The sequence below is a fragment of the Ruegeria sp. CL5 genome (genome assembly GCF_056536485.1).
The window spans coordinates 16,247-40,165 of record NZ_JBQFPS010000008.1 but is presented as its reverse complement, the minus strand read 5'-3'; the positions used below and the strand labels follow the sequence as shown (position 1 = coordinate 40,165).

Annotated in this window: 24 protein-coding genes; 11 read left to right on the top strand and 13 right to left on the bottom strand. The window is 56.8% G+C overall.

The features are described from left to right. Window positions 1–146: 146 nt before the first annotated feature. Window positions 147–1,019: an S-methyl-5'-thioadenosine phosphorylase gene (locus tag ACR0IU_RS14285; RefSeq protein ID WP_480716717.1), complete on the top strand. Its 873-nt coding sequence runs from the start codon at window positions 147–149 to the stop codon at window positions 1,017–1,019. Window positions 1,020–1,021: 2 nt separating this feature from the next. On the opposite strand, the gene ACR0IU_RS14280 is transcribed toward ACR0IU_RS14285, so the two are convergent. Further along, window positions 1,022–1,879, bottom strand: coding sequence for an alpha/beta hydrolase (locus ACR0IU_RS14280; protein ID WP_480716716.1), 858 nt, complete (start codon window positions 1,877–1,879; stop codon window positions 1,022–1,024). Between the two features lie 222 nt (window positions 1,880–2,101). On the opposite strand from ACR0IU_RS14280, the gene ACR0IU_RS14275 reads away from it, so the two are divergent. The 4 genes from ACR0IU_RS14275 to ACR0IU_RS14260 all read left to right on the top strand — a co-directional run bounded on the left by ACR0IU_RS14275 (window position 2,102) and on the right by ACR0IU_RS14260 (window position 5,224). Further along, window positions 2,102–3,118 carry a DUF418 domain-containing protein gene (locus ACR0IU_RS14275; RefSeq protein ID WP_480716715.1) on the top strand — a complete coding sequence of 339 codons (1,017 nt, stop codon included), beginning with the start codon at window positions 2,102–2,104 and terminating at the stop codon, window positions 3,116–3,118. Window positions 3,119–3,170: 52 nt separating this feature from the next. Further along, complete coding sequence (locus ACR0IU_RS14270; RefSeq protein ID WP_480716714.1) at window positions 3,171–3,800, top strand: LysE family translocator; 630 nt, start codon at window positions 3,171–3,173, stop codon at window positions 3,798–3,800. 230 nt (window positions 3,801–4,030) lie between these two features. Then, the gene (locus ACR0IU_RS14265) at window positions 4,031–4,570 is read left to right on the top strand and encodes an adenine phosphoribosyltransferase (RefSeq protein WP_480716713.1); all 540 of its coding nucleotides are present in this window, start codon (window positions 4,031–4,033) and stop codon (window positions 4,568–4,570) included. Window positions 4,571–4,741: 171 nt separating this feature from the next. Beyond that, entirely contained in the window at window positions 4,742–5,224 is a 483-nt protein-coding gene (locus ACR0IU_RS14260) for a fasciclin domain-containing protein (protein WP_170473241.1), read from the top strand. Window positions 5,225–5,260: 36 nt separating this feature from the next. On the opposite strand, the gene ACR0IU_RS14255 is transcribed toward ACR0IU_RS14260, so the two are convergent. From ACR0IU_RS14255 to coxB, 11 genes are all read right to left on the bottom strand, one after another. Further along, window positions 5,261–6,676 (bottom strand): FAD-binding oxidoreductase, encoded by a 1,416-nt coding sequence (locus ACR0IU_RS14255; protein ID WP_480716712.1) that lies wholly within the window; start codon window positions 6,674–6,676, stop codon window positions 5,261–5,263. 38 nt (window positions 6,677–6,714) lie between these two features. Further along, window positions 6,715–7,533 carry an MBL fold metallo-hydrolase gene (locus tag ACR0IU_RS14250; RefSeq protein WP_480716711.1) on the bottom strand — a complete coding sequence of 273 codons (819 nt, stop codon included), beginning with the start codon at window positions 7,531–7,533 and terminating at the stop codon, window positions 6,715–6,717. A 100-nt stretch (window positions 7,534–7,633) separates the two neighbouring features. Continuing rightward, entirely contained in the window at window positions 7,634–8,218 is a 585-nt protein-coding gene (locus ACR0IU_RS14245; protein ID WP_480716710.1) for a GNAT family N-acetyltransferase, read from the bottom strand. Continuing rightward, window positions 8,218–9,480, bottom strand: coding sequence for a M16 family metallopeptidase (locus tag ACR0IU_RS14240; RefSeq protein WP_480716709.1), 1,263 nt, complete (start codon window positions 9,478–9,480; stop codon window positions 8,218–8,220). The genes ACR0IU_RS14245 and ACR0IU_RS14240 overlap by 1 nt, the downstream gene beginning before the upstream one ends. Next, window positions 9,477–10,865 (bottom strand): threonine synthase, encoded by a 1,389-nt coding sequence (gene thrC / locus ACR0IU_RS14235; protein WP_480716708.1) that lies wholly within the window; start codon window positions 10,863–10,865, stop codon window positions 9,477–9,479. The genes ACR0IU_RS14240 and thrC overlap by 4 nt, the downstream gene beginning before the upstream one ends. After that, window positions 10,862–11,539, bottom strand: coding sequence for an SURF1 family protein (locus ACR0IU_RS14230; RefSeq protein ID WP_480716707.1), 678 nt, complete (start codon window positions 11,537–11,539; stop codon window positions 10,862–10,864). Before ACR0IU_RS14230 ends, thrC begins: the two co-directional genes overlap by 4 nt. 156 nt (window positions 11,540–11,695) lie before the next feature. Continuing rightward, complete coding sequence (locus ACR0IU_RS14225; protein WP_170541585.1) at window positions 11,696–12,511, bottom strand: cytochrome c oxidase subunit 3; 816 nt, start codon at window positions 12,509–12,511, stop codon at window positions 11,696–11,698. A 22-nt stretch (window positions 12,512–12,533) separates the two neighbouring features. Continuing rightward, a complete protein-coding gene (locus tag ACR0IU_RS14220; protein ID WP_480716706.1) occupies window positions 12,534–13,109 on the bottom strand; it encodes a cytochrome c oxidase assembly protein in 576 nt (191 codons plus the stop codon). Beyond that, window positions 13,109–13,270 carry a hypothetical protein gene (locus ACR0IU_RS14215; RefSeq protein ID WP_010441671.1) on the bottom strand — a complete coding sequence of 54 codons (162 nt, stop codon included), beginning with the start codon at window positions 13,268–13,270 and terminating at the stop codon, window positions 13,109–13,111. Before ACR0IU_RS14215 ends, ACR0IU_RS14220 begins: the two co-directional genes overlap by 1 nt. Continuing rightward, complete coding sequence (cyoE, locus tag ACR0IU_RS14210; RefSeq protein WP_480716705.1) at window positions 13,267–14,223, bottom strand: heme o synthase; 957 nt, start codon at window positions 14,221–14,223, stop codon at window positions 13,267–13,269. Before cyoE ends, ACR0IU_RS14215 begins: the two co-directional genes overlap by 4 nt. Window positions 14,224–14,297: 74 nt before the next feature. Continuing rightward, window positions 14,298–15,209, bottom strand: coding sequence for a cytochrome c oxidase subunit II (coxB, locus tag ACR0IU_RS14205; protein ID WP_480716704.1), 912 nt, complete (start codon window positions 15,207–15,209; stop codon window positions 14,298–14,300). A gap of 176 nt (window positions 15,210–15,385) precedes the next feature. On the opposite strand from coxB, the gene tldD reads away from it, so the two are divergent. The 5 genes from tldD (at window position 15,386) to ACR0IU_RS14180 (ending at window position 22,408) form a co-directional block, all read left to right on the top strand. After that, window positions 15,386–16,807: a metalloprotease TldD gene (tldD, locus tag ACR0IU_RS14200; RefSeq protein WP_480716703.1), complete on the top strand. Its 1,422-nt coding sequence runs from the start codon at window positions 15,386–15,388 to the stop codon at window positions 16,805–16,807. Window positions 16,808–17,046: 239 nt separating this feature from the next. Continuing rightward, window positions 17,047–18,183: a DNA-processing protein DprA gene (dprA, locus tag ACR0IU_RS14195; RefSeq protein WP_480716702.1), complete on the top strand. Its 1,137-nt coding sequence runs from the start codon at window positions 17,047–17,049 to the stop codon at window positions 18,181–18,183. A gap of 180 nt (window positions 18,184–18,363) precedes the next feature. After that, a complete protein-coding gene (topA, locus tag ACR0IU_RS14190; protein WP_480716701.1) occupies window positions 18,364–20,985 on the top strand; it encodes a type I DNA topoisomerase in 2,622 nt (873 codons plus the stop codon). A gap of 92 nt (window positions 20,986–21,077) precedes the next feature. Then, on the top strand, window positions 21,078–21,782 hold the full coding sequence (locus tag ACR0IU_RS14185; protein WP_480716700.1) for a CoA transferase subunit A: 705 nt from the start codon (window positions 21,078–21,080) through the stop codon (window positions 21,780–21,782). Then, window positions 21,782–22,408: a 3-oxoacid CoA-transferase subunit B gene (locus ACR0IU_RS14180; protein ID WP_010441664.1), complete on the top strand. Its 627-nt coding sequence runs from the start codon at window positions 21,782–21,784 to the stop codon at window positions 22,406–22,408. The genes ACR0IU_RS14185 and ACR0IU_RS14180 overlap by 1 nt, the downstream gene beginning before the upstream one ends. A 48-nt stretch (window positions 22,409–22,456) precedes the next feature. Here ACR0IU_RS14180 and ACR0IU_RS14175 read toward each other — a convergent pair whose 3' ends face one another. Then, complete coding sequence (locus ACR0IU_RS14175; RefSeq protein ID WP_480716699.1) at window positions 22,457–23,323, bottom strand: lytic transglycosylase domain-containing protein; 867 nt, start codon at window positions 23,321–23,323, stop codon at window positions 22,457–22,459. A 353-nt stretch (window positions 23,324–23,676) separates the two neighbouring features. Between ACR0IU_RS14175 and ACR0IU_RS14170 the strand changes: the two genes are divergently transcribed. Further along, window positions 23,677–23,871, top strand: coding sequence for a hypothetical protein (locus ACR0IU_RS14170; protein WP_170779339.1), 195 nt, complete (start codon window positions 23,677–23,679; stop codon window positions 23,869–23,871). Window positions 23,872–23,919: the final 48 nt, after the last annotated feature.

Here is a 23,919-nt window from a genome sequence, read left to right as displayed (position 1 = left end):
GCCTCGAGATACCGCGCTAGGCGGGACCCTGATATGCACCCCACGCATAGCTTGACGCAGATGCACACAAACCGTTGAACCTACTTGTCAAAAGAGGCCGTGGCCCGCAGAACTCACCAAGAAGATATTTTCAATGGAGAGCAAACGTGACCCAAACAAAAATCGCCGTCATCGGAGGATCGGGTATCTATGACATCGATGGTCTGGAAAATGCCGAATGGGTCACTGTGGAGACACCATGGGGCGATCCCTCAGATCAGATTCTGACCGGGTCACTGGACGGTATTGAGATGGCCTTTCTACCGCGTCATGGGCGCGGTCATGTGCATTCACCGACCGAAGTGCCCTATCGCGCCAATATCGACGCGTTGAAGCGGCTGGGCGTAACGGATGTAATTTCGGTTTCGGCCTGCGGGTCATTCCGCGAACATATGGCGCCGGGTGATTTCGTGATCGTGGATCAGTTCATCGACCGGACATTTGCCCGCGAAAAGAGCTTTTTCGGAACCGGCTGCGTTGCTCATGTGAGCGTTGCCCATCCAACCTGCCCACGCCTATCGGACGCTTGCGAGACCGCCGGCAAGACGGCAGGCATCACGATCCACCGGGGCGGCACTTATCTGGCGATGGAAGGGCCGCAGTTTTCCTCGTTGGCGGAATCCAAGATGTACCGCGAGCACTGGGGCTGTGATGTGATCGGCATGACCAACATGCCGGAAGCGAAACTCGCCCGCGAGGCCGAGCTTTGTTATGCCTCGATCGCCATGGTCACCGATTATGACAGCTGGCACCCGGACCACGGCGAGGTCGACGTAACCGCAATCATCGCCACGCTGACCGGTAATGCGGAAAAAGGCCGAGCATTGGTCAAAGGTCTGCCCGCTGTGCTGGGGGCAGAGCGCGCACCCTGCCCTCATGGCTGCGACCGGGCGCTGGAATATGCCATCCTGACTGCGCCAGAAAAGCGTGACCCGGCCTTGTTGGCCAAGCTGGATGCGGTGGCTGAGCGGGTCCTATGATCTCAGTTCTGAGACAGGTTCTTTTGCACCTCGTCCCACAGGCCATATGACCACAGATTGTTGTGGGTTCCGTCCGGGATCACGTAAAGCTGCGCGCTATCAGACATCTCGGCCAGAGCCTGTCCGTGGTGCAGCGGGATGGTTTCATCCTCGGTGCCGTGAAAGATCAACGTCGGCACCGTGATCTGTTCGATCAGGTCGCGGGTGGCAAACTGATCCTTCATCAGGACTGAGACAGGAAGAAACGGATAGCGTTCCGCAGCGACATCGACGGTTGCAGTGAATGGGGCTTCGAGCACGAGCAATTCCGCCTCGGGGCGCTCAGCAGCAACGGCGGCCGCGATGCCGGTGCCGAGGCTTTGTCCTTGCAAAACAACGGCTTCACCCTTTCCGGTCAGCCGGTCAAAAAGTTGCAGGCCATCAGAGATCAGCGCCGGTTCCGAAGGCTCACCCTCGCTGCCCGGAAAGCCACGATAGCTGGGGGCCAGCAAGCCATAGCCTGAGTTGAGAATTTCGCGCAAACGATCAGCGCGATCACCCAGATTGCCGCTTTGGCCGTGGAAAAACAGGACTGTCGGTGCATCGGGAACCGCAGCCGGCGCGGCCCAGACTGTCAGCACTGTGCCATCGGTCATCGGGACCGATTGCATCTCAACATCTGCCAATCCAACGCTGGACGGGTCGGGCAATTCACCATCGGGTTTGTAAAGCAGAGATTGCTGGTTAAGAAACATGTAACCGACGATGCCTGTATAGATGATCGCACCGGTCAGCAGCAGCCCAACCAGAATGTTTTTTACGCGCTCAACGCCAAAGTGTCTGGAACCTGCCTTAGTATCTGCATGTTGTGTTTGAACCATTGCCCCCTCCTTTGGTCGCACTGCGAGTGTGGGAAGTCTTATGCGCGTTTCAAGATGCGTGAGCCAAGCTTTATCCAATCTTAAATCTGTTGCCGCAATGCAAGAACCCCTGGCGTTTGAGATAGCAGCAGTTGAAATGCCCTGATGCAACGCCATGTTGAAGCCAATTATCGACGAAAAGGCATACACTTAGCCAACCCAGCCCGAGTATAGAGAGGAGTTATGAAGCGATTGGACGCGCTGGATGCTGCCCGCTATTTAGCCTTTTGCGGTATGGTGTTGGTTAACTTCCGTATCGCAGCCGAAGCCGCTCCGGGCACTGATTGGGCCTCTGTTTTGATTGATGCGCTGGAAGGGCGCGCAGCTGCTTTATTCGTAGTTCTCGCCGGGATTGGTATCGGATTGTCATGTATCTCAGCAGGATTATTGCTACGCAGAGCAGCATTTCTGTTTGTGATCGGACTCATAAATATGACCATATTCGACGCCGATATCCTGCATTTTTATGCGCTTTACTTTGTAGTCGGTGCCGCGTTTCTGAGGGCTTCGAAACGCGGGCTGTGGCTTGGAGCGTTGGGTATCGGGATCCTCGCAGTAGTCGCCAACCTGATCTTCAACTATGATCAGGGCTGGGATTGGGAAACGCTGGTGTATACCGATCTCTGGAGCTTGTCCGGATTTATTCGCAACGCACTGTTCAACGGCTGGCATCCGGTCTTGCCATGGGCAGCATTCCTATTGATCGGAATGGCGATCGGGCGGTCTGACATTCATACCCTTTGCATTCAGCATCGGTTGATCATGTGGGGCTTTGGTGCCGCGGTGCTGGCTCTGTTTCCGCAGATGTTAACATCGGACCCGGAATTGGTGGCCTATCTGGGGACGGAGTCGATCCCGCCCGGGCCATTCTACATAATGGCGGGGACTGGGACCGCCTGTATGGTGATCGGGTTGTTATTGAAGCTCTGGCCAATGATCGAGCGGAGTGAGATCGCGACGTTTCTGACCGCGCCGGGACGACAAAGCCTGACGCTTTATATGGCCCATATCCTGATTGGAATGGGGCTGCTGGAAGAACTCGGACTGCTAAACGGATCGCTGAGCGCGCCGCAAATCGCGATGTACGCCCTGTTCTTCTGTCTCTTGTCGTCACTATTTGCCCTGCTTTGGTTCAGTAAATTCAAGCACGGACCATTAGAGACGGTGATGCGCCGCCTAACAGAACACGCAAAGGCTTGACCTCGCCGTTGCGGCGAGGCTTGGTGTGGGCGACGCATCGATAGGATTTCCAATGTCACTTGAACTCTGGCTCGCCTTTGTGGCCGCATCGACCGCTCTGCTGCTGATCCCCGGGCCGACGGTTCTGCTGGTTCTCAGCTATGCGCTGTCGAAAGGGCGCAGCGTTGCGGTTGCCTCGGCAACTGGTGTGGCTTTGGGTGATCTGGTGGCGATGACTGCATCGCTGTTGGGGCTGGGCGCGCTGGTATTGGCCTCGGCTACCCTGTTCACTGTGCTGAAATGGGTGGGTGCTGTTTATCTGATTTGGCTGGGCATCAAACTTCTTCGCAGCGCGCCTTCTGGTGGTTTACAGGCTATTGAGCCTGAACGAAATGTCACCGCCCGCAGTGTCTTTGGCCATGCCGCCGCCGTCACCGCGTTGAACCCGAAATCAATCGCTTTCTTCATTGCGTTTGTACCGCAGTTCCTGCGCCCTACTGATCCGCTGGGGCCGCAATTTGCAATACTGATCGCCACCTTCGTCGGTCTCGCCGGGCTAAACGCACTCGCCTATGCGCTGCTGGCGGATCGGCTGCGCCGCATGATCGGACGTACAAACGTCATCACTGCCATGACCCGGTTCGGAGGGCTGACTCTGATCGGGATGGGCGTCGCTACAGCTGTATTGCGCCGCCCTGCCTAAGGTCAGTCTTTGGCATTTTCCTTCATGAACGCCCGGATGAACCGGCGGTTTGCGCGCGTGGCTGACGTAAACCGCGCAACTCGTGGCTCTCGAATGCTCAGTTTCGTTACCATGGCCTGCCAAACGCCATCGGCCGCCGCCGCAAGTAGCCGCAGGCGCCAAAGTTTTCTTGCATGACCGACTTTGATGGGTCAAACACCCCTGCGTGTTTGATGCCAAAGGGGTGGCCCATGTCCAAAAACAAAACGGTCAAGGATTACATTCGGACCATTGTCGATTTCCCGCATGAGGGGATCATGTTCCGGGATGTCACCACCCTATTTGCTGATCCACGCGGGTTTCGTATGGCAATCGACCAGATGCTGCACCCCTATGCGGGCGAGCGGATCGATAAAGTCGTGGGTCTTGAGGCACGCGGCTTCATTCTGGGCGGTGCCATAGCACATCAGTTGAGCGTTGGATTTGTGCCAATTCGCAAGAAAGGCAAGCTGCCCGGCACTACGATCAGCCAAGACTATAAGCTGGAATATGGCGAAGCCATCGTTGAGATTCATGATGATGCCATCCAGCCGGGTGAAAAAATTCTGGTCGTTGACGACCTGCTCGCTACAGGCGGCACCGCTGCCGCTGGCATCAAGTTGATCGAACGACTGGGGGGCGAGATTATCTCTTGCGCATTCATCATCGACTTGCCCGAACTAGGTGGTCGCAAAGCGCTGGAAGATCTGGGTATGGATGTGCACGTTCTGTGCGAGTTCGAAGGGCTCTGACCATCACACAATTCACGGACTCGTGACTGGAATTCGTGCAACCCGCAAGCTTAGCCCGGGTAAGGCGGATTTCAAGAAACTGCGACGCTTAATATCTCTGATCTGTTTGTGAACATACTGCGTACCCCGATTGATGCCACCTGAGGCATTCTCATCAAGGGAAATCATGTCATGTTTCGCAAATTCGCTGTTGCTGGAGTTGCAAGTCTTCTGTTGACCACTTCTGCCCTGGCAGACGGGCACTCTAAAGATATCGTCGATACTGCAGTGGGTGCGGGCAGCTTCGCAACGCTCGTCGCTGCGGTACAGGCCGCCGAGCTGGTTGAAACGTTAAAGGGTGACGGGCCGTTCACTGTGTTCGCGCCCACGGATGAGGCGTTTGCAGCGCTGCCCGAAGGGACGGTAGAAAATCTGCTAAAGCCGGAAAACAAAGACCAACTTGTCGCGATCCTTACCTATCATGTTGTGCCTGGCAAAGTGATGTCGGGTGATTTGTCCGATGACATGACCGCCGCAACCGTACAAGGCGGGGATATTACTATCGATCTGGACAATGGCGTCATGGTGAATGATGCCAACGTGGTGCAAGCCGATATTGAGGCCGAGAACGGCGTGATCCATGTGATCGACAAAGTTATTCTGCCTGCGTCATGAACTTGTGGCGCGGCCCGGTAGTCGACCGGGTCGCGCTTAGTTTTTAAGAACCGCACCGGGGTTCATGATCCCCTTTGGATCAAGCGCCATCTTGATGGCACGCATGGCCTGCAATCTTACCGGATCGCCATAGTCTTCAAGATCGTCAGTCTTGAGCCTACCAACACCATGTTCCGCACTTACCGATCCTTCAAATTCATGTACCAGATCATGCACGGCACGTTTAACGGCACTGCGTTGTGCATCAAACTCGGCCTTGTCGTGACCGGCAGGTGGAAACACGTTGTAGTGCAGGTTCCCATCACCCAAATGGCCAAAGCAATTCACCCGGAACGGCCCCCGTTTGGCAACCACACGCGCGCCGCGCTGAATAAACTCGGGGATTCGGGAGATCGGAACCGAGATATCATGACTTGAGACAGACCCGATCAAGCGGTTGGCCTCGGGAATCTGCTCGCGCACTGCCCACAACTCGGCTCTTTGAGCCTCGCTCTGAGCAATGACGGCATCCCCCACCAGACCGCGTTCTTCGGCAGCCACATAGATTGCCTCGAGCATGTCCGAAGGATCTTGCCCAGCGGACAGGCCCAACTCGATCAGGACGCTCCATTCCGGTGGCTTCGCAAAGGGTTGCCGAATATCTGGCAGAACCTCGGTCAGAAACTGCAGCCCTTGCCTGTGGATTAGCTCAAACGTGCTGATCGCCTCGCCCACCTGATCCCGCGCCAATGGTAACAGATCAATTGCGGCCTCCGGCGAGGCAACCTGAAACATCGCCGTTCCGACCCCTTTGGGTTGCGGGAACAGCTTCAGTGCCGCCGCCGTGATGATCCCCAGCGTCCCTTCGGACCCGGTCATCAGGTTGCGTAGGTCATAACCAGTGTTGTCTTTGCGCAAACGACTAAGCCCATGCCAGATATCACCGCTTGGCAATACCACCTCAAGCCCCAAACATAGATCGCGTGCATTACCATACCGCAGCACATTCACGCCGCCGGCATTGGTGGCCAGATTGCCCCCGATCCGACAAGACCCCTGTGCCGCCAGCGACAGAGGAAACAACCGTTCGGCATCCTCGGCTGCCGCCTGTACATCCGCCAGAATGGCACCCGCTTCAGCAACGAGAATGTTTTCAGTCGGGTAGATCGCACGGATTGCTGACATCCGCTCTAGCGAGATGATCAACGGCGTAGGGCCATCCGGCGCAACCTGCCCTCCCACCAGACCGGTGCCGCCGCCATATGGAACAACGGGCACGCACGCGTCAGCAGCCAACCGGACCAGAGCCGACACCTCTTCTACGGTCTTAGGCAAGGCCAGCAACCCGCCCTGCCCTACAAACCGCTGACGTGGCTCTTCGAGATAGCGTTCGGAAACGGGCCGCAGTACATCATCGCCCAGCTGGGCGCGTACGGCTTCGGCAAAGCGGTCATCGGCGGGGTACAGAGTCATACCCACTCCCTGCCAAAGGCCAGCGGCAGCGGCAAGCCCTATTCCTGCTCAATCAGATACTGGGGTTCCAACACGACGACCGTCGGTCGGTCTGGCAAAGTCCGCAATGAGACGATGAGTTCCGAAACTCCATCTCGTTCAACCGGAAAATCCTCGCGTATATCCACAAGAAATCGCTCAAGTGAGAAGTCCGAGAACCAGTGCATTGGAATAATGATCGAGCTTTTCAGCCGCTTCAGAACTTGGATCATTTCGGGCAGAGGCATGGTCGTCCCACCATCCACTGCGGCCATGACCACATCAAGCCGACCCAATGCCGCGAATTGTTTGTCCGAGGGAATATGATGCAGATGTCCCAGATGACCGATGCACAACCCCTCTATTTCGAACACAAAGATCGAGTTCCCGCGCTCTTCAACGCCACCATAAGCCGATCGAATATCGGTCGACACATTACGCACAAGCAGCTCTCCCAGATCGAGATGATGTTCAATGCCCTGCCCGAACTCGCCCCAACCAGGCAGGACGTACGGGATGGCCGGATCGGGATGGGCGGTCCAGTGGGTGCTGTGCGCATGGTTCATCGTGACTACGTCTGGAATCAGCGCTGCGCCGCCGATAAAGCCGGTGAAATCGGTCACCGCGTTCAATCCACCCTGAGTCTGGATCAAAAACGATGCATGCGCGACATAGCTGATCCGAACCGAAAACTCTGGCACGGGATCCTGCCAGGCCGCTTTGTGAAGATATTCAATCCCCGGCGCTGCATCTGCAATAGCGATACAGTGACTAGGCCGCCGCTCCTGCGCCACAGCCCCGCCCGAGATCATCATCAATACCGCAACAACCCGCCACATGCGTCGAGTGTAGCGCAGATCGCTCGCAAGTCATGCCCCTTGTTCATCTGGCCAAAATACTCCGGGGGAGGCGTGGCCTGCTGCGACGGGGCAGCGCGCCCTAACCTACGTCGGTCTTCCCGCGCCGATCAGACCGCAAATACGCATACAGAACATGCGTCCGCCACCGCCCGTTGATCTGCAGATACGACTGCGCCACGCCTTCGTACTTGAAACCCGAGCTTTCTAACAACCCGCGCGAGGCCTTGTTTTCCGGCAAACAGGCAGCCTCGATCCGACTCAGATCAAGGCGGGTAAAGGCGTGATGAACCACCGCTCCAATCGCTTCGCGCATGAAGCCCTGACGCGCAAAGGATTGCCCCGTCCAGTATCCCAGTGTTCCGGCCTGCGCTGGACCACGGCGGATATTATCCAGCGTGATGGCCCCCAGCAGGACATTATCCGTACGGCGAAACAGAAATAGCGGAATCGCCGTGCCGCCGGCAACCGAGCGCTGTGCCCAGTAGACCCGGTTGGTAAATGATTTGCGACTCAGGTGATCCTTCGCCCAGACCGGCTCCCACGGAGTCAGGTATTCTTTTGACGCGCGACGCAGTGCCGCCCAATCATTGAAATCGGAATGGACAGGCGGGCGCAGGCTCAGCCGCTCGGTTTCGAGTTTAAGCTTGCGTCTGCCCAGTAGCATCACGCCGCACGCCTCTCCTGTAGCTCAGCCAGCGTTGGCGCACCCGAAACCGGCCCGTACAGCGCCAGCGCCGCCGGGGCCTGCATGGCCATCTGTTCAGCAAAGGCGCGTACATCCTCGGTACTGACGGCGTCGATCTTGGCGACCGTATCCTCGAGCGAGGGTACCCGCCCCCAAATCTGCACCAGACGCGCCAGACGTTCGGCCCGGTTCGAGGGGCTTTCCAGCCCCATCAGCATTCCGGCCTTCATCTGTGCGCGGGCACGGGCCACTTCTTCGTCATTCATGTCGCCGGCGGCGCGCTTCATCTCGTCGATGGTGATCGTGGCCAGTTCGGCAACTTGATCGGCGGAGGTGCCCGCATAGATCGTGGTCGTACCGGTGTCGGCATAGGCGCCCGTCTGTGCAAATATCGTGTAGCAGAGACCACGCGTTTCGCGCACTTCCTGAAACAGGCGCGAAGACATGCCGCCGCCTAAAGCCGTCGAATAAATCTGTGCGGTATAGATCGCATCATCGCGATAACCTGGGCTCTCCAAGGCCAGCGCGAAATGGGCCTGTTCCAGATCTTTTTCCTGCCGTGCCTCACCACCGGTAAAGCGGGCAATTTCAGGGGTTAGACCTTTGCGCGGCTGCAGATGGCCGAACATTTCTTCCGCCATCTTCATCAGGGCGTCATGATCCACAGCGCCAGCGGCCGACAGGATCATCTGTTCCGGCCCGTAATGCTCAGCCACGAAACCCGACAGGTCTTCACGCGAGAATGCACTTACCCGCTCGGTCGGGCCAAGAATGGTGCGGCCCAGCGGCTGATCGTGATAGCTCTGCTCTTGCAGCCAATCGAAGATAACATCATCGGGCGTGTCATAAGCCTGACCGATTTCCTGCAGGATTACACCACGCTCGACCTCGATCTCGCGCGGATCAAACACTGGGTTCAGAACGATGTCGCCGATCACGTCCATCGCCAGCGTCACATCGTCCTTCAAAACACGCGCGTAATAGGCCGTAACTTCTCGCGATGTGTAGGCGTTTATATATCCGCCCACATCCTCGATCGCCTCGGCGATTTGCAGCGCGGATCGCCGCTCGGTTCCCTTGAACGCCATATGTTCAAGGAAATGCGCGATGCCGTTCTGTTCGATCCGCTCATGCCGCCCACCGGCGGTTACCCAGATGCCAATGGCTGCAGATTGCAGCCCCGGCATATGTTCACTGACGATACGAAAGCCGTTCTTCAGTTGGTCCTGTCTGACTGTCACTCAGCAATATGCCTTCTGATATGATCCTCAAGGGCACCCAGATCGTTGGCAATCCGTGTCACCCGTTCCGGACGTTCATACAGATCAGACATGCGGGATGGAAGAGGCGGATGTTCGCCGCTTGCCTTCTCAACCGCTGCCGGGAATTTCGCCGGGTGGGCAGTGGCCAGCGTGATCATCGGCACATCAGCGGAGCGATGTTCTTCAGCGACCTTGATACCAACGGCAGTATGCGGACAAACCAGTTCGGCGCTGTGGGTCAGAGTGTGCTTGATTGTGGCCAGTGTCTCATCCTCAGATACACGACCCGAGTCGAAGCTTTCCCGTAGCGCTTCCATCGCGCCTTGGCTGACGTTGAAGCCACCGTTCTTCAGTTCATCCATCAATTGCGCAACGGCACCACCATCCTCACCATAGGCAAAGTACAGTGCGCGCTCAAAGTTGGAACTGACCTGAATATCCATCGACGGGCTGATCGAAGGGATCGTGTCACCCTTGAAATACCCCTCGCCCGACAGACAGCGATGCAAAATGTCGTTCTGGTTGGTTGCCACGACCAGACGGTCGATGGGCAATCCCATACGCTTGGCCAGATAGCCTGCGAAGATGTCGCCAAAGTTGCCTGTGGGGACGGTAAAGCTGACCTTGCGATGCGGCGCGCCAAGGCTGACGGCGGCAGAGAAATAATACACGATCTGTGCCAGGACGCGCGCAAAGTTGATCGAGTTCACACCGGCCAGTTTCACCCCATCACGGAAGTCAAAATCGTTGAACATATCCTTGAGCGCGGCCTGACAGTCGTCGAAGTCGCCATCCACGGCCAAAGCGTGCACATTGCTGTCGGCGGGCGTCGTCATCTGACGGCGCTGCACTTCCGAAACACGGCCATGGGGGAACAGGATGAACACATCCACCGCGTCCAGCCCGCGGAACGCCTCAATCGCCGCTGATCCGGTATCGCCGCTGGTCGCGCCCACTATGGTCACGCGATCTCCGCGCCGTTTGAGCGCGACCTGAAACAGCTGACCGATTAGCTGCATGGCGAAATCTTTGAAGGCCAGCGTGGGTCCGTGGAACAGCTCAAGCAAGAAGTGGTTCTCATTCAATTGCTTCAGCGGTGCGCGGGCGTCATGGCCGAAGCCTTCATAGGCGCGTGCTATGATATCTTTGAACTCATCCTCGGCGAACGAGCCGCTGACATAGGGCCACATCACGCGGAATGCGATTTCTTCGTAGGGCAAGCCAGCCAACGCAGCAATTTCGTCCTGTGACATCACAGGGATCTCGGCGGGAAGGTACAGGCCACCATCACGTGCCAGCCCGGTCAGCATCGCTTCTTCAAAGCTTAGTTCCGGCGCTTGGCCACGGGTCGAGATATATCTCATTGCTCTTCTCTCTCAGAAGGGGCGCGGTTGCGCCACAGGAAGTATCCGGTCATTGCGGCCCAAACCAGAGCCAAACCAAACCATGTGATTGCATATTGAAGGTGGTCGTTCGGGATACCCGCCGTGTCCACCGGAAGAGGTGTTATGTCAGGGTCCGTTTTGGACCGGGCGATCAACAGCACAGGCTCTGTACCTAGTGCCGCAGCCAGAGTGGGCACGTCACGCGCAAACCAGATGTTGCCATCGATATCTGGCACGGGCGTGTAGCTGTCGATTTCATCAGGCCAGTGCAGATTGCCTGAGACCTCCATCGGGCCAGTCACACGATCGGCCTGCTTGGCGGTCGTCGGTACAAAGCCCCGATCCACAAGAATTGTGCGACCAGCGGTGCTGAAGGGCTGAATGATCCGGTACCCAGCCCCAACCTGCTTGACCGAGACCAGAACGTGGATTTCCTCTGGCTTCATTTCTCCGAAGAGTTTGACAGGAAGATACTTGTCATCTGCTTCCGTGACGGTCTCGGGGAGATCAACCGCATCAGCCGCAATGCGCGCTTCGATCTCGGCCAAAATGCCCTGTTTCCAAGCCAGACGCTGCATTTGCCACACGCCGAGCGATATCAGCACGCCCAAACCCGCGAGGCCGAAAATCAGCAGAAACAGAATGCGGCGCATGGCGGGGCCAAACCTTGTTGCAGAAATCGGCGTCTTGTTACGGCGCGTGTTGGTCTAATTGCAACCACGCAATTGTATGGGGCGCAATCTTGCGCACCTTATAGAGAAAAAGCCGCCCCGTGGGGCGGCTTTTGCAATTGGATCACCTGATCGGCGTCACATCAGCGGAGCTTGACCCCAAATGTAAACGGCGAAGAACAGGAACAGCCAGACGACGTCAACGAAGTGCCAGTACCAGGCTGCCGCTTCGAAACCGACGTGTTTCTCAGGCGTAAAATCGCCTTTCAGGGCGCGGATCAAGCAGACCGACAGGAAGATGGTTCCAATGATGACGTGGAAACCGTGGAAACCAGTTGCCATGAAGAAGTTCGAGTAGAACTGGTCATCGCCAAACTTCCAGCCTTCGTGGGCCAGCAACTCATAGTACTCAAAGCCCTGCAATGCAGTAAACGCGATACCCAGAACGATGCCAATGGCCAGGCCATTGATCAGTGCCTTGCGGTCATTGTCATGCACCAAAGCATGGTGTGCCCAAGTGATCGCACAACCCGACAGCAGCAGCACCAGAGTGTTGATCAGCGGTAGGTGGAACGGGTCAACCGCGTGAATGTCGGGCTGGATGTACTCGGTGCCAGCATAGTCGTACATCGGGTACATGCGATGCTTGAAGAACGACCAGAACCAGGCAAAGAAGAACATCACTTCGGACATCACGAACAGGATGAAGCCATAGCGCAGACCAATACGCACAACCGGCGTATGGTCGCCCTGACGGCTTTCGACCACCACTTCGGACCACCATGCGAACATGGTGTATAGAACACCGATCAGTCCCATCCAGAAGATCCACGGAGTAACTCCGTGCATCCACAGAACAGCCCCGAACAACATCACAAAGCCAGATACCGCGCCGATCAGTGGCCAGATCGACGGGTTCAGAATGTGATAATCATGGTCTTTTGCGTGTGCCATCAGCGTCCCTCACCTACAGGCGTTAGTTCTTGTTTGTTTCTGCCTGCACGTCCAGGGCTGCATAGCCCTCGGGCAGGTCAATTTCATAGAATGTATACGACAGAGTAATCGTATGCACATGCTTGGCTTCCAAATCTTCGACCATCTCTGGATCGACGAAGAAAGTCACCGGCATCTCAACCCGCTCTCCGGGTTGCAGAACCTGCTCTTCAAAGCAGAAACAGGCAATCTTCTGGAAATATCCACCGGCAGAATACGGGGCGACATTGTATGACGCCTGTCCCGCAATCGGGCGATCAGTTGGGTTATAGGCTTCGTAGAAGGCCAGCCCGGTCTCACCAATGCGGACTTCCATCTCGCGCTCGACCGGCTTGAATTCCCAGGCCATGTCTTTGGCTTTTGATGCGTCAAAACGCACGGTGACGGTGCGGTCCAGAATCTCGTCGGGTGCCACTTCGGCCACGCCGGTGGTCCCACCAAAGCCGGTGACCCGGCAAAACCAGTCATAAAACGGCACAGCTGCCCAAGCGAGGCTGCCCATCAGGACAACCACGCCAACCGTTTGTGCAACGGTTTTCTGAGGACCGGTCAACGCCATCAGTTCTGCACCTCTTGTGGTGCCATGTTGAAATCAGTGCCCGAGACCTTCACGATCGTCAGTCCAAAGATGATCACGATGAACGCGGCCAGTGTTAGGCCCACGCCCAGATTGCGGCTGAACCGACGCTGATGCAGCTCGTGGCTTTTGCGCAGGCTCATGACCAGCCTCCCAGCCCAGAGGGTTTCAGCAGCGCCTCAGCCAGAATCGCGCCAAAATGCAGGAAGAGATACAGCAACGACAGCTTGAAGAAGCTGCGCTCGACCTTGAAATTGTCGGATTCGGCATCGTCTTCGTTTCGACGGGAAATCTGCCAGGCGCCCCGCAGGAACAAGCCGTTCAGAACCAGTGCGACCACCAGATAGATCGGGCCTCCGATATCCGAGAACGCGGTGCCCACCGCCAGCACCGCAAGCAGTGCGGTATAGACCAGAATGTGCCAGCGTGTGGCGCGGCGGCCGTGCGTAACGGTCAGCATCGGCACGCCTGCGTCGTCATAGTCCGAGCGCATAAACAGCGCCAATGCCCAGAAATGCGGCGGCGTCCACATAAAGGTCAGGGCGAACATCAACCACGGCTCAAGCGTCATCGAACCTGTGGCCGCGACCCATCCGATCACCGGCGGGAACGCCCCTGCGGCACCACCGATCACGATATTCTGCGGTGTCGAACGCTTTAGCCACATCGTGTAGACGACGACATAGAAGAAGATGGTAAAGGCCAGAAACGTGCCGGCGAACCAGTTGGTTGCCAGACCCAGCATGATGACGGACAGGCCAGACAGAGCCAGTCCCAATGCCAATGCCTCGCCTTCCTCGACCTTGCCGGACGGGATCGGGCGGCCTTTGGTGCGCTTCATCACGCGGTCGATATCCGCGTCCCACCACATGTTCAGCGCGCCAGACGCACCACCACCGATCGCGATAAACAGGATGGCGCAGAATCCTACAAACGGATGTACTGGAACCGGGGCCGCAAGCAATCCAACCAAAGCCGTAAACACCACCAGCGACATCACGCGTGGCTTCAGCAGGGCAAAATAATCGCCAAAGCTGGCCTCGTCCGCGCGGGTCTGCGCGGAAACGGTGCTGGCATTGAAGCTTGCGTCGCTCATCTTTGGTCCTTTTCGGGGCAAAAGCTGCGCGAAACCCGCGCAGCCCGCACATGTTTACCTAGGCCTTAGTCGGCTTAGTTCGAGGCCACCTGATAGGAAACAGGCTTACCTGCGTACTCTTCCAGAGCGCCCTGCAGCCACTGCTCATATGCCTCTTCGCTGACCACTTTGACGGTGATCGGCATATAGGCATGGTCTTTGCCGCACAGTTCCGAGCACTGGCCGAAATAGACGCCTTCCTTGTCAGCCTGGAACCACAGTTCGGCCAAACGACCTGGTACGCCGTCCTGCTTTACGCCGAATGACGGGATGGTCCACGAATGGATCACGTCAGACGCAGTAACCTGCATGACAATGATCTTACCAACTGGAACAACTACCGCCGTGTCCGTCGCTAGCAGCCACTCATCCTGGCTGTAGCCCGCATCGGCCAGCTTGGCGCGCATTGCGTCATCCAGCACAAATGGCGTTACATCTGCATCCGCAGGGCGCGCGCCCTCATCCAAAGTGGCCGGGTGGCCCAGCAAGTAGCTGTCGAATGCGAAATCGTGATCGACATATTCGTAAGTCCAGTACCACTGGTTACCCACAACCTTGATGGTGATGTCACCCTCTGGGATCTCTTGTTGCTTGAACAGAACCGGCAGCGAGAATGCGCCAATGAAAACCAGAATTAGGATTGGCCCAAGGGTCCACGCAATCTCAACCGGGGTATAGTGGGAAAACCGGGCAGGCTCAGGATTCGCACGCCGATTGTATCGCACGATGCAGTAGAGCAGCAGACTGGCGACAAACAGGCAGATGACCGTGATGATCACCAGAATCATATTGTCGAGACTCTGAATTCCTTCGGCAAGACTGGTGGTAGCAGGCTGGAAACCAACGCCGCCTGCCACCGGCTTGCCAATAATCTCAAGCTCCTGAGCCATGGCGGGAAGGCTGGAGAGGGCTGTTGCAAGCCCGGAAAGCATCAAAGCATTCTTCATTTTCTGTCCTGATCGTTTGATCTTTGCGTCTCTGGCGAAAAGGTGTGAATCGGTCGCACCTCTCCCGTTGTCTTTGGCCGCGTTAAAAACCATATTCCGTCGGGTAGATAAAGCAAAATGCTTGCGTCAAACAGACGCTATTTTTGATCTGGATCAAACCCGAAAGGTCGCAACCTATGTCTCAGGCCCCATTTCGCCCCTTTGAAAGCGCTCTTCCGAAGGACGAGGCGCTTGCTGTGCTGCAGGCCGCAACCAATGGCGCGGAGGACGGAGAGCTGTTTGTCGAGCGGCGAAAGTCTGAGTCACTGGTGTTCGATGACGGTCGACTGCGGACGGCTTCCTACGATGCATCTGAGGGATTCGGCCTGCGTGCAGTGCAGGGTGAAGTTGCGGGATACGCACACTCGACGGATGTTTCGATTCCCTCACTTAAACGAGCCGCCGAAACCGCACGGCTGGCTGTCGGTGATGGTGGAGGGACGCTGGCCGGACCGCCACAGGCCACCAACACACGGCTTTACACTGATGAGGACCCGATCGAATCCGCCAGTTTTCCGGTCAAGATCGAGACTCTGCGCGAGATTGACGCCTTTGCCCGCGATCTGGACCCTCGGGTCGTGCAAGTCAGCGCCACGATTGCCGCCGCAGTGCAGGAGATCGAGATTCTGCGCCCCGACGGCGTGCAGGTGCGCGATGTGCGCCCGATGACCCGCCTGAACGTCTCGGTCATTGTAGAACACAACGGACGGCGCGAAAGCGGCTCAGCCGGGGGCGGTGGGCGCGTGGGTCTGGATGGGCTGATCGATCCTGCCGATTGGCAAGATAAAGCGCGCGAAGCTCTGCGGATCGCACTGGTCAATCTGGATGCCATCCCTGCCCCTGCCGGCGTGATGGAGGTTGCATTGGGGCCCGGCTGGCCCGGAATTCTGTTGCACGAGGCCATTGGGCACGGTCTGGAAGGCGATTTCAACCGCAAGGGCAGCTCGGCCTTCGCCGGGCTGATGGGACAACAGATCGCCTCAAAAGGCGTGACCGTGGTTGATGACGGCACGATAGCGGACCGTCGCGGCTCGATTTCGGTGGATGACGAAGGTACCCCCAGTTCGCGCACGGTCCTGATCGAAGACGGTATACTGACCGGATATATGCAGGACCGCCAAAACGCACGTCTGATGGGGGTTTCACCCACGGGCAACGGGCGGCGACAGAGCTATGCCCACAAACCCATGCCTCGTATGACCAATACGATCATGTTGGGCGGTGATTCAGACCCAGCCTCGCTGGTATCAGACATCAAAGACGGCATCTGGGCCGTCGGTTTTGGCGGTGGTCAGGTTGATATCACCAATGGCAAGTTCGTCTTTTCCTGCACCGAGGCCTATCGCGTCGAGAATGGTAAGATTGGTGCTCCGGTCAAAGGCGCGACACTCATTGGTGACGGTCCCTCGGCGCTAAAGCGTATTCGGGGCCTGGGGAACGATATGGCGCTTGATCCGGGCATGGGCACCTGCGGCAAGGACGGGCAATGGGTGCCGGTGGGAGTGGGGCAACCAACCGTACTGATGGACGGACTTACGGTTGGCGGCTCTGCTGCTTGAGTCGGAATTCAGTGCGAGGAATGAGGCGCAGCGTTAACGCTGCGCCTCATCGGTTGAAGAAGTTGCCGATCAACGGTAACTTGCGCAAAAAAAATCATGCAAATTTTTGCTTTATTTTCATATGTATAGCGTGACATCTAATTTCAAAATCCGAATAATTCAGTTCTAATTATCCAAGATTTACAGGCTGTTAACCCGCTGCACCGTAAAACCAGTTTTGCAATCAGGCGGAGCATCGGATGACCGAAGAGCAGCTTTCTTCCAATCACCCCCCACTCCCACCCACCACGGAAGAGGACCGGTTTTCGTGGCTCCGCCTGTTGCGTTCACGCAAAGTTGGACCGGCGACGTTTCGGCGCCTATTGCGCGAACATGGCTCGGCGCAGAATGCGCTGGCCGCGCTGCCGGAAATGGCGCGCGCAGCCGGAATTGAAGGGTACGAAATCTGCCCCCCCGGGGTGATCGAGGCGGAGCTCAGGGCCGCAAAAGCAGCCAAAGCGCAGCTTTTGTGCCTTGGGGCCGCTGACTATCCCGATGCACTGATCGACATTTCTGACGCACCTCCAATGCTTTGGGCGATTGGTGATCCGACGATTCTGAATCGACAGGCGATCGCTATGGTCGGGGCACGGAACTGTTCTTCACTGGGTGCCCGCATGGCACGGGCGTTGGCCTCTGAGTTGGGCAAGAAAGACTACGTCGTCGTCTCGGGACTGGCCCGCGGTATTGATACTTCGGCCCATATTGCCACTTTGGAGACAGGAACTGTGGCGGTGATGGCTGGTGGAGTCGATGTGATTTATCCAGCCGAGAATTCTGATCTGGCGTGCGACATCGCAAAAACCGGCCTGCGCCTGTCCGAGCAACCGATGGGCACTACGCCACAGGCCCGGCATTTCCCGCGCCGCAATCGCATTATTTCAGGTCTGGCACAGGCTGTTGTCGTGGTCGAAGCTGCAGCCAAATCAGGCAGCCTGATCACCGCACGAGACGCGCTAGACCAGGGACGAGAAGTTCTGGCCGTCCCTGGGCACCCGTTCGATGCAAGGGCGGCGGGGTGCAACCTGCTGATCCGGGACGGCGCGACATTGGTACGCTCCGCTGAAGATGTGATTGACGCATTGCCGACGCAGCAGCATCAGATACTGCCCCAACAAATCCCGCCTAACGGACTGGTGACCGCACAATCCGAAAATACCCCACGCGCACTGCACGACGTGATTCTCAGTTGCCTTGGTCCATCTCCAATTGCCGAGGACCAGTTGATCCGGGATGTCGACGCATCCGCTGGCGAAATTGGCCCAGTGCTGGTCGATCTGGAACTTGATGGTAAGATTCAACGGCAACCGGGCGGGCTTTTGGCCCTTAGCAACTAATATCCGAAAAGCTGAGATTTTGGGACCACCGACTTATGACACGGTGCAGACTGCCAGAAATGGCTTGAAAATCAGGGGCTTTGGGCGCGGAAAACGAACGCATTGACAATTCGATCTTGCCCCACACATTTTGCACGGTCATACAAAGCGCAAAATCCGTCGAGCGAGGATTCCCCTTAAATGCCCGTAGTTGTTGTAGAATCTCCGGCCAAAGCAAAAACGATCAATAAGTATCTTGGCCCCGACTACACTGTTTTGGCCTCATATGGCCACGTCCGTGACCTGCCGCCGAAGGATGGTTCGGTCGATCCCGAGCATGAATTCTCTATGAAATGGGAGGTGGGCAACGACAGCCGCAAACACGTCAAAGCGATTGCCGACGCTCTCAAAGAAGACAACGCTTTGATCCTCGCAACTGACCCTGACCGCGAGGGCGAAGCGATCAGTTGGCACTTGCAAGAAGCGCTCACCAAGCGGCGTTCGATCAAGAAGGACACGCCGGTCAGCCGAGTGACGTTCAACGCGATCACCAAGGACGCCGTGACCGAAGCGATGCAGAACCCGCGCGAGGTCGATATGCCTCTGGTCGAGGCCTATCTGGCCCGCCGCGCGCTGGACTATCTGGTGGGCTTCAACCTATCGCCGGTACTGTGGCGCAAATTGCCCGGGGCAAAGTCTGCCGGACGCGTACAATCGGTCTGCCTGCGCCTGATCGTGGAACGCGAGATGGAGATCGAGGCGTTCAAGCCTGTTGAATACTGGTCCGTAAGGGCCTTGTTCGAAACACCACGCGGCCAGACCTATGAAGCCCGTCTTGTTACTCTGGCCGGCAAAAAGCTCGACAAACACGATCTGACTAATGCCACGCAGGCCGAGCTGGCTGTACAGGCGATTACTAGCCGGGCGCTGAGTGTCACCTCAGTCGAGGCCAAGCCTGCCGCACGTAACCCAAGTGCCCCGTTCATGACCTCAACCCTGCAGCAGGAAGCCAGTCGTAAATTTGGAATGGGCGCGCGCCATGCAATGCAGGTGGCGCAACGGCTGTATGAGGCGGGCTACATTACCTATATGCGGACTGACGGTATCGACATGGCGCCCGAAGCTGTCGCCGCCACGCGTGATGCCATCTCGGATCGATATGGCCCCGAATATGTGCCGGACAGCCCGCGCATGTATAAAAACAAGGCCAAGAACGCACAGGAAGCGCACGAATGTATCCGGCCGACGGATATGTCGCGTGATGCCAAAGCGCTGAAAGTGACAGATGAAGATCAGCGTAAACTGTACGACCTGATCTGGAAGCGCACCATTGCCTGTCAGATGGCTGCGGCACGACTGGAGCGCACGACGGTCGAGATTGGCAGTGATGACGGCCAAGTCGGTTTGCGCGCCACCGGTCAGGTAGTCTTGTTTGACGGTTTCATGCGTGTCTATGAAGAAGGCCGAGATGACGTTGTTGATGACGATGACAAGCGCTTGCCTCAGATCATGCAAGGCGATCCAGCGCGCTTTGCCAAGACATCATTGCGGGATCAGTTCATCAAGGCCACCAGCGACTCGGACAAAGCCGCGATTCTGTCCGACAACGAGGCCGTGCTCGCGCTGCAACACCACACTCAACCGCCGCCACGCTATACCGAGGCGACGCTTGTCAAGCGGATGGAAGAACTGGGGATCGGACGACCATCGACCTATGCTTCGATCGTCACCACGATTCAGGATCGGGAATATGTACGCAAAGACAAGAACCGCCTGATCCCCGAAGAAAAGGGGCGGATCGTCACGATCTTTCTGCTGAACTTCTTCCGCCAGTATGTGGGCTATGAGTTTACGGCCAACCTCGAGGAAGAGCTCGATGACGTCAGCGCTGGGGACCGTGACTACAAGGATCTGCTCGGTAAGTTCTGGCGAGATTTCTCGGCTGCAATTGGTGAGACTTCGGAACTGCGCATATCAGAAGTGCTGGACAAGCTGGATGAGGCGTTGGCGCCCCAGCTGTATCCCCCGCGAGAAGACGGATCCGATCCGCGTATTTGTCCGAAATGCGGTGTGGGCCTGTTGCACCTCAAAACGTCGCGTACCGGCGGATTCGTGGGCTGCGGCAATTACCCGGAATGTACCTATACCCGTCCGATCGCTGGCGAAGGTGCGGAAGGTGACGAACGTTTGCTGGGCGAAGATGCGGGCGATGAGATCTGGCTGAAATCCGGTCGATTTGGTCCCTATGTACAGCGTGGAGAGCCCACGCCCGAGAACAAGAAACCTCCGCGTGCATCCCTGCCCCGTGGCTGGAACAAAGATGACATGGATCTGGAAAAGGCGCTGACTTTGTTGTCTTTGCCGCGCCAGATCGGCGAACATCCCGAAGGTGGCATGATCAGCTCGAACTTTGGACGGTTTGGCCCATATATCATGCACCAGCTGCCGGAGGAGGCCAAACCTGTCTACGTCAATGTCAAAGATCCAAATGACGTTTTTGAAATCGGAATGAACCGGGCGGTTGAAATGCTGGCCGAGAAACGGGCCAATCCGGGACGGCGCGGACAGGCTGCGAAACCGCTGAAAGAAGTAGGCGAACATCCGGATGGTGGCGTGATGCAGATTCTGGACGGGCGCTACGGGCCTTACGTGAAATGGGAAAAGGTCAACGCGACAATCCCCAAGGACATAAAGCCCGAAGATGTGACGCAGGAAATGGCCATTGAACTGGTCAATGAGCGTGCGGCCAAGAAGGGTACTAAGAAGAAGGCGGCGCCCAAGAAGAAAGCAGCTGCCAAGAAAACCACCAAAAAGGCAGGTTAGGTAGAAATACCACCTGACCCTTGGATTCGTTGACTTCCCCGTGACGTGGCGGCACAACTCGGCCCAACACCATGTCATTGGGGGAGTTTTCCATGAAGAAAATCTATGCCAATGCCGAAGAGGCGCTCGATGGGGTGATCTCGGATGGCATGTTGATCGCGGCGGGCGGCTTTGGTCTGTGCGGTATCCCAGAGATGCTGCTTGTGGCGATCAAAGCGTCGGGCGCGAAGGACCTGACCTTTGCTTCGAACAACGCAGGCGTTGATGATTTCGGCATCGGCATTCTGCTGCAGACCAAGCAGGTCAAGAAAATGATCAGCTCATATGTCGGTGAGAACGCGGAGTTCATGCGCCAGTATCTGAGTGGAGAGCTGGAGCTGGAATTCAATCCACAAGGCACATTGGCCGAACGCATGCGCGCCGGTGGTGCTGGCATCCCCGGGTTCTACACCAAAACAGGCGTGGGAACGGTGATCGCGGACGGAAAAGAGCACAAAGACTTCAACGGCGAGACCTATATCATGGAGGAAGGCATCTTCGCAGACCTCGCGATCGTAAAGGCGTGGAAAGCAGATGACACCGGAAATCTGGTGTTCCGCAAGACCGCCCGTAACTTCAACGTGCCCGCCGCAACATGCGGTAAGATCTGCGTGGCTGAGGTTGAAGAAATCGTTCCGCGCGGCTCACTAGACCCTGACAGCATCCACCTGCCCGGCATTTATGTGCACCGTATCATTCAAGGCAGCCACGAAAAGCGCATCGAACAGCGCACCACCCGTAAGAAGGAGGAAGCATAATGCCCTGGGACCGCAATCAGATGGCCGCGCGCGCGGCTGAAGAGCTCGAAGACGGCATGTATGTGAACCTCGGCATCGGTATTCCGACGCTGGTGGCGAACTATGTGGGCGACAAGGATATCACTCTGCAATCCGAAAACGGTATGCTGGGCATGGGCCCCTTCCCGTTTGAGGGCGAGGAAGACGCTGACCTGATCAACGCAGGCAAGCAGACGATCACCGAACTGTCCCGCACCTCTTACTTCGATAGCGCGACTTCGTTCGCCATGATCCGAGGCGGTAAGATTGCCGCTGCGATCCTGGGTGCGATGGAAGTCGACGAGAAAGGCGATCTGGCCAACTGGATGATTCCCGGCAAGCTGGTCAAAGGCATGGGCGGAGCGATGGATCTGGTGGCCGGTGTGGGCCGCGTTATCGTTGTGATGGACCACACCAACAAGCATGGTGATTCGAAAGTGCTGAAGGAATGTACTTTGCCACTAACCGGACAGGGCGTTGTGGATCGGATCATCACCAATCTGGGCGTCCTCGATGTGGTCGAAGGTGGCCTGAAGATCGTTGAACTTGCCGATGGTGTCAGCGATGCGGATATGAGGGCGGCGACCCAGGCAACGATTGTCGACTGATATCGCTCCTCCAAAAAGCAAAAAGGCCCGCAATGACGCGGGCCTTTTTTAATTGGCTGCCTGAAAGACGCAGGGGTCCGATACGAACTGCGGTGCTGACGTGCACAGCGCGCTTGCGACCTGAAATGCGGCAAGGACCTTAGGCACGTAATCTCTGGTTTCAGCATAAGGTGGCACACCGCTGTGTTTATGCACGGCCCCCTCGCCTGCATTATAACCCGCGAGAACGAGGATCGGGTCGTTATCGAATTCCTCCATCAGCCAATGAAGGTATTTGACCCCACCTTCTATGTTTTGTTCCGGTTTGAGGCTGTCTTCGACACCGAAGCGTTCGGCTGTGGCTGGCATGAGTTGCATCAACCCCTGAGCGCCGGCGGAACTAACGGCTTGTGTTTTCCCGGCCGATTCCACCGAGATTACCGCCAGCACGAGCGCAGGCGAGACATTTGTGCCCACAGTCGAGCGCAGGATGTCCACGCCGCGCGCGTCTGCGATATCCTGAAGTGTTTGAAGGCGCGGGGCCGCTACGTCGGTCGCAGACAATGCCTGAACAGCTTCTGCGAGCCTTCCTGCGCTTGCCTGTTGCAGTTCGGGTGAGATTCGGCTCCAGAAAGCCTCATAGGTCCCTACCGGCTCGGTCGTTCCTGCGATCTTAGGAGGAATCGACGGCGGAACGGGTGCAGGGGTCGTAACTTCGGGCACATCCAGCTTTGCCCCAGTGCTGGGTGCCGAAGGCGACGCCGCGTGTTGTTCTGGGGTAATTTGAATGGTCACACGCGGGCGCGTGCCAGGTTTGGGGGCCTTGATACGCTTATAAACCCCGCGCGGCTCGATCTCGGTCGCGGATACCGAAATTGCACCCGTCAATAGGAATGCGACTGCACCTGCGCAAAAGATTGCGTTCCGGAAATACATTTGCCTGCCTCGATTTCTTATCTTTTGAAGCATTTTGAACCCTATAACGGCCTGCAACGCTAGAAAAACAAAGCGAAATGGGGCAATTTCGCCTCATTTGCCGCTATTTTGCATCGCCCAATCCTCAATGTACGGAAAAAGGTGAATTTATTTCCATTAATAATCAATATGTTACAAGAACTACGAATAAAATCTTAAGCATTTATCCAAAAAATATTGGTTTGGCCCAATTCCTGCCACGCGCAAAGGTCAAACATAGACCCATGCCGAGACGATCGGGAGCGGACTGAGAGAGAATGCTCTGGAAGACGCCGAGGTTAATTACTTATTTGATCCTTTAGGAGGGACGTAACATGATCAAGTTCATCAAGAACTTCCGCAAAGACGAAGACGGCGCCGTAACTGTAGACTGGGTCGTTCTGACCGCAGCCGTTGTTGCTCTGGCAGCCATTGCATACAATCAGGTTCAGAGCGGTGCCAGCGAACTGGCCGGCAACATCGACAGCGCGCTGTCGGGTATCACTGTTGTGACGCCGAACACCAACTAATCGCTGCCAGACTCTGGTATCTAAAGTGGGGGCCATGTCTTATCAAAA

What these genes read in the sequence shown, in the direction of transcription:
- ACR0IU_RS14280 (WP_480716716.1), bottom strand. Translation starts at nt 1,879, where the DNA reads ATGGTTCAAACACAACATGCAGATACTAAGGCAGGTTCCAGACACTTT.
- ACR0IU_RS14275 (WP_480716715.1), top strand. Translation starts at nt 2,102, where the DNA reads ATGAAGCGATTGGACGCGCTGGATGCTGCCCGCTATTTAGCCTTTTGC.
- ACR0IU_RS14270 (WP_480716714.1), top strand. Translation starts at nt 3,171, where the DNA reads ATGTCACTTGAACTCTGGCTCGCCTTTGTGGCCGCATCGACCGCTCTG.
- ACR0IU_RS14265 (WP_480716713.1), top strand. Translation starts at nt 4,031, where the DNA reads ATGTCCAAAAACAAAACGGTCAAGGATTACATTCGGACCATTGTCGAT.
- ACR0IU_RS14260 (WP_170473241.1), top strand. Translation starts at nt 4,742, where the DNA reads ATGTTTCGCAAATTCGCTGTTGCTGGAGTTGCAAGTCTTCTGTTGACC.
- ACR0IU_RS14255 (WP_480716712.1), bottom strand. Translation starts at nt 6,676, where the DNA reads ATGACTCTGTACCCCGCCGATGACCGCTTTGCCGAAGCCGTACGCGCC.
- ACR0IU_RS14250 (WP_480716711.1), bottom strand. Translation starts at nt 7,533, where the DNA reads ATGTGGCGGGTTGTTGCGGTATTGATGATGATCTCGGGCGGGGCTGTG.
- ACR0IU_RS14245 (WP_480716710.1), bottom strand. Translation starts at nt 8,218, where the DNA reads ATGCTACTGGGCAGACGCAAGCTTAAACTCGAAACCGAGCGGCTGAGC.
- thrC (WP_480716708.1), bottom strand. Translation starts at nt 10,865, where the DNA reads ATGAGATATATCTCGACCCGTGGCCAAGCGCCGGAACTAAGCTTTGAA.
- ACR0IU_RS14230 (WP_480716707.1), bottom strand. Translation starts at nt 11,539, where the DNA reads ATGCGCCGCATTCTGTTTCTGCTGATTTTCGGCCTCGCGGGTTTGGGC.
- ACR0IU_RS14225 (WP_170541585.1), bottom strand. Translation starts at nt 12,511, where the DNA reads ATGGCACACGCAAAAGACCATGATTATCACATTCTGAACCCGTCGATC.
- ACR0IU_RS14220 (WP_480716706.1), bottom strand. Translation starts at nt 13,109, where the DNA reads ATGGCGTTGACCGGTCCTCAGAAAACCGTTGCACAAACGGTTGGCGTG.
- ACR0IU_RS14215 (WP_010441671.1), bottom strand. Translation starts at nt 13,270, where the DNA reads ATGAGCCTGCGCAAAAGCCACGAGCTGCATCAGCGTCGGTTCAGCCGC.
- cyoE (WP_480716705.1), bottom strand. Translation starts at nt 14,223, where the DNA reads ATGAGCGACGCAAGCTTCAATGCCAGCACCGTTTCCGCGCAGACCCGC.
- coxB (WP_480716704.1), bottom strand. Translation starts at nt 15,209, where the DNA reads ATGAAGAATGCTTTGATGCTTTCCGGGCTTGCAACAGCCCTCTCCAGC.
- tldD (WP_480716703.1), top strand. Translation starts at nt 15,386, where the DNA reads ATGTCTCAGGCCCCATTTCGCCCCTTTGAAAGCGCTCTTCCGAAGGAC.
- dprA (WP_480716702.1), top strand. Translation starts at nt 17,047, where the DNA reads ATGACCGAAGAGCAGCTTTCTTCCAATCACCCCCCACTCCCACCCACC.
- topA (WP_480716701.1), top strand. Translation starts at nt 18,364, where the DNA reads ATGCCCGTAGTTGTTGTAGAATCTCCGGCCAAAGCAAAAACGATCAAT.
- ACR0IU_RS14185 (WP_480716700.1), top strand. Translation starts at nt 21,078, where the DNA reads ATGAAGAAAATCTATGCCAATGCCGAAGAGGCGCTCGATGGGGTGATC.
- ACR0IU_RS14180 (WP_010441664.1), top strand. Translation starts at nt 21,782, where the DNA reads ATGCCCTGGGACCGCAATCAGATGGCCGCGCGCGCGGCTGAAGAGCTC.
- ACR0IU_RS14175 (WP_480716699.1), bottom strand. Translation starts at nt 23,323, where the DNA reads ATGTATTTCCGGAACGCAATCTTTTGCGCAGGTGCAGTCGCATTCCTA.
- ACR0IU_RS14170 (WP_170779339.1), top strand. Translation starts at nt 23,677, where the DNA reads ATGATCAAGTTCATCAAGAACTTCCGCAAAGACGAAGACGGCGCCGTA.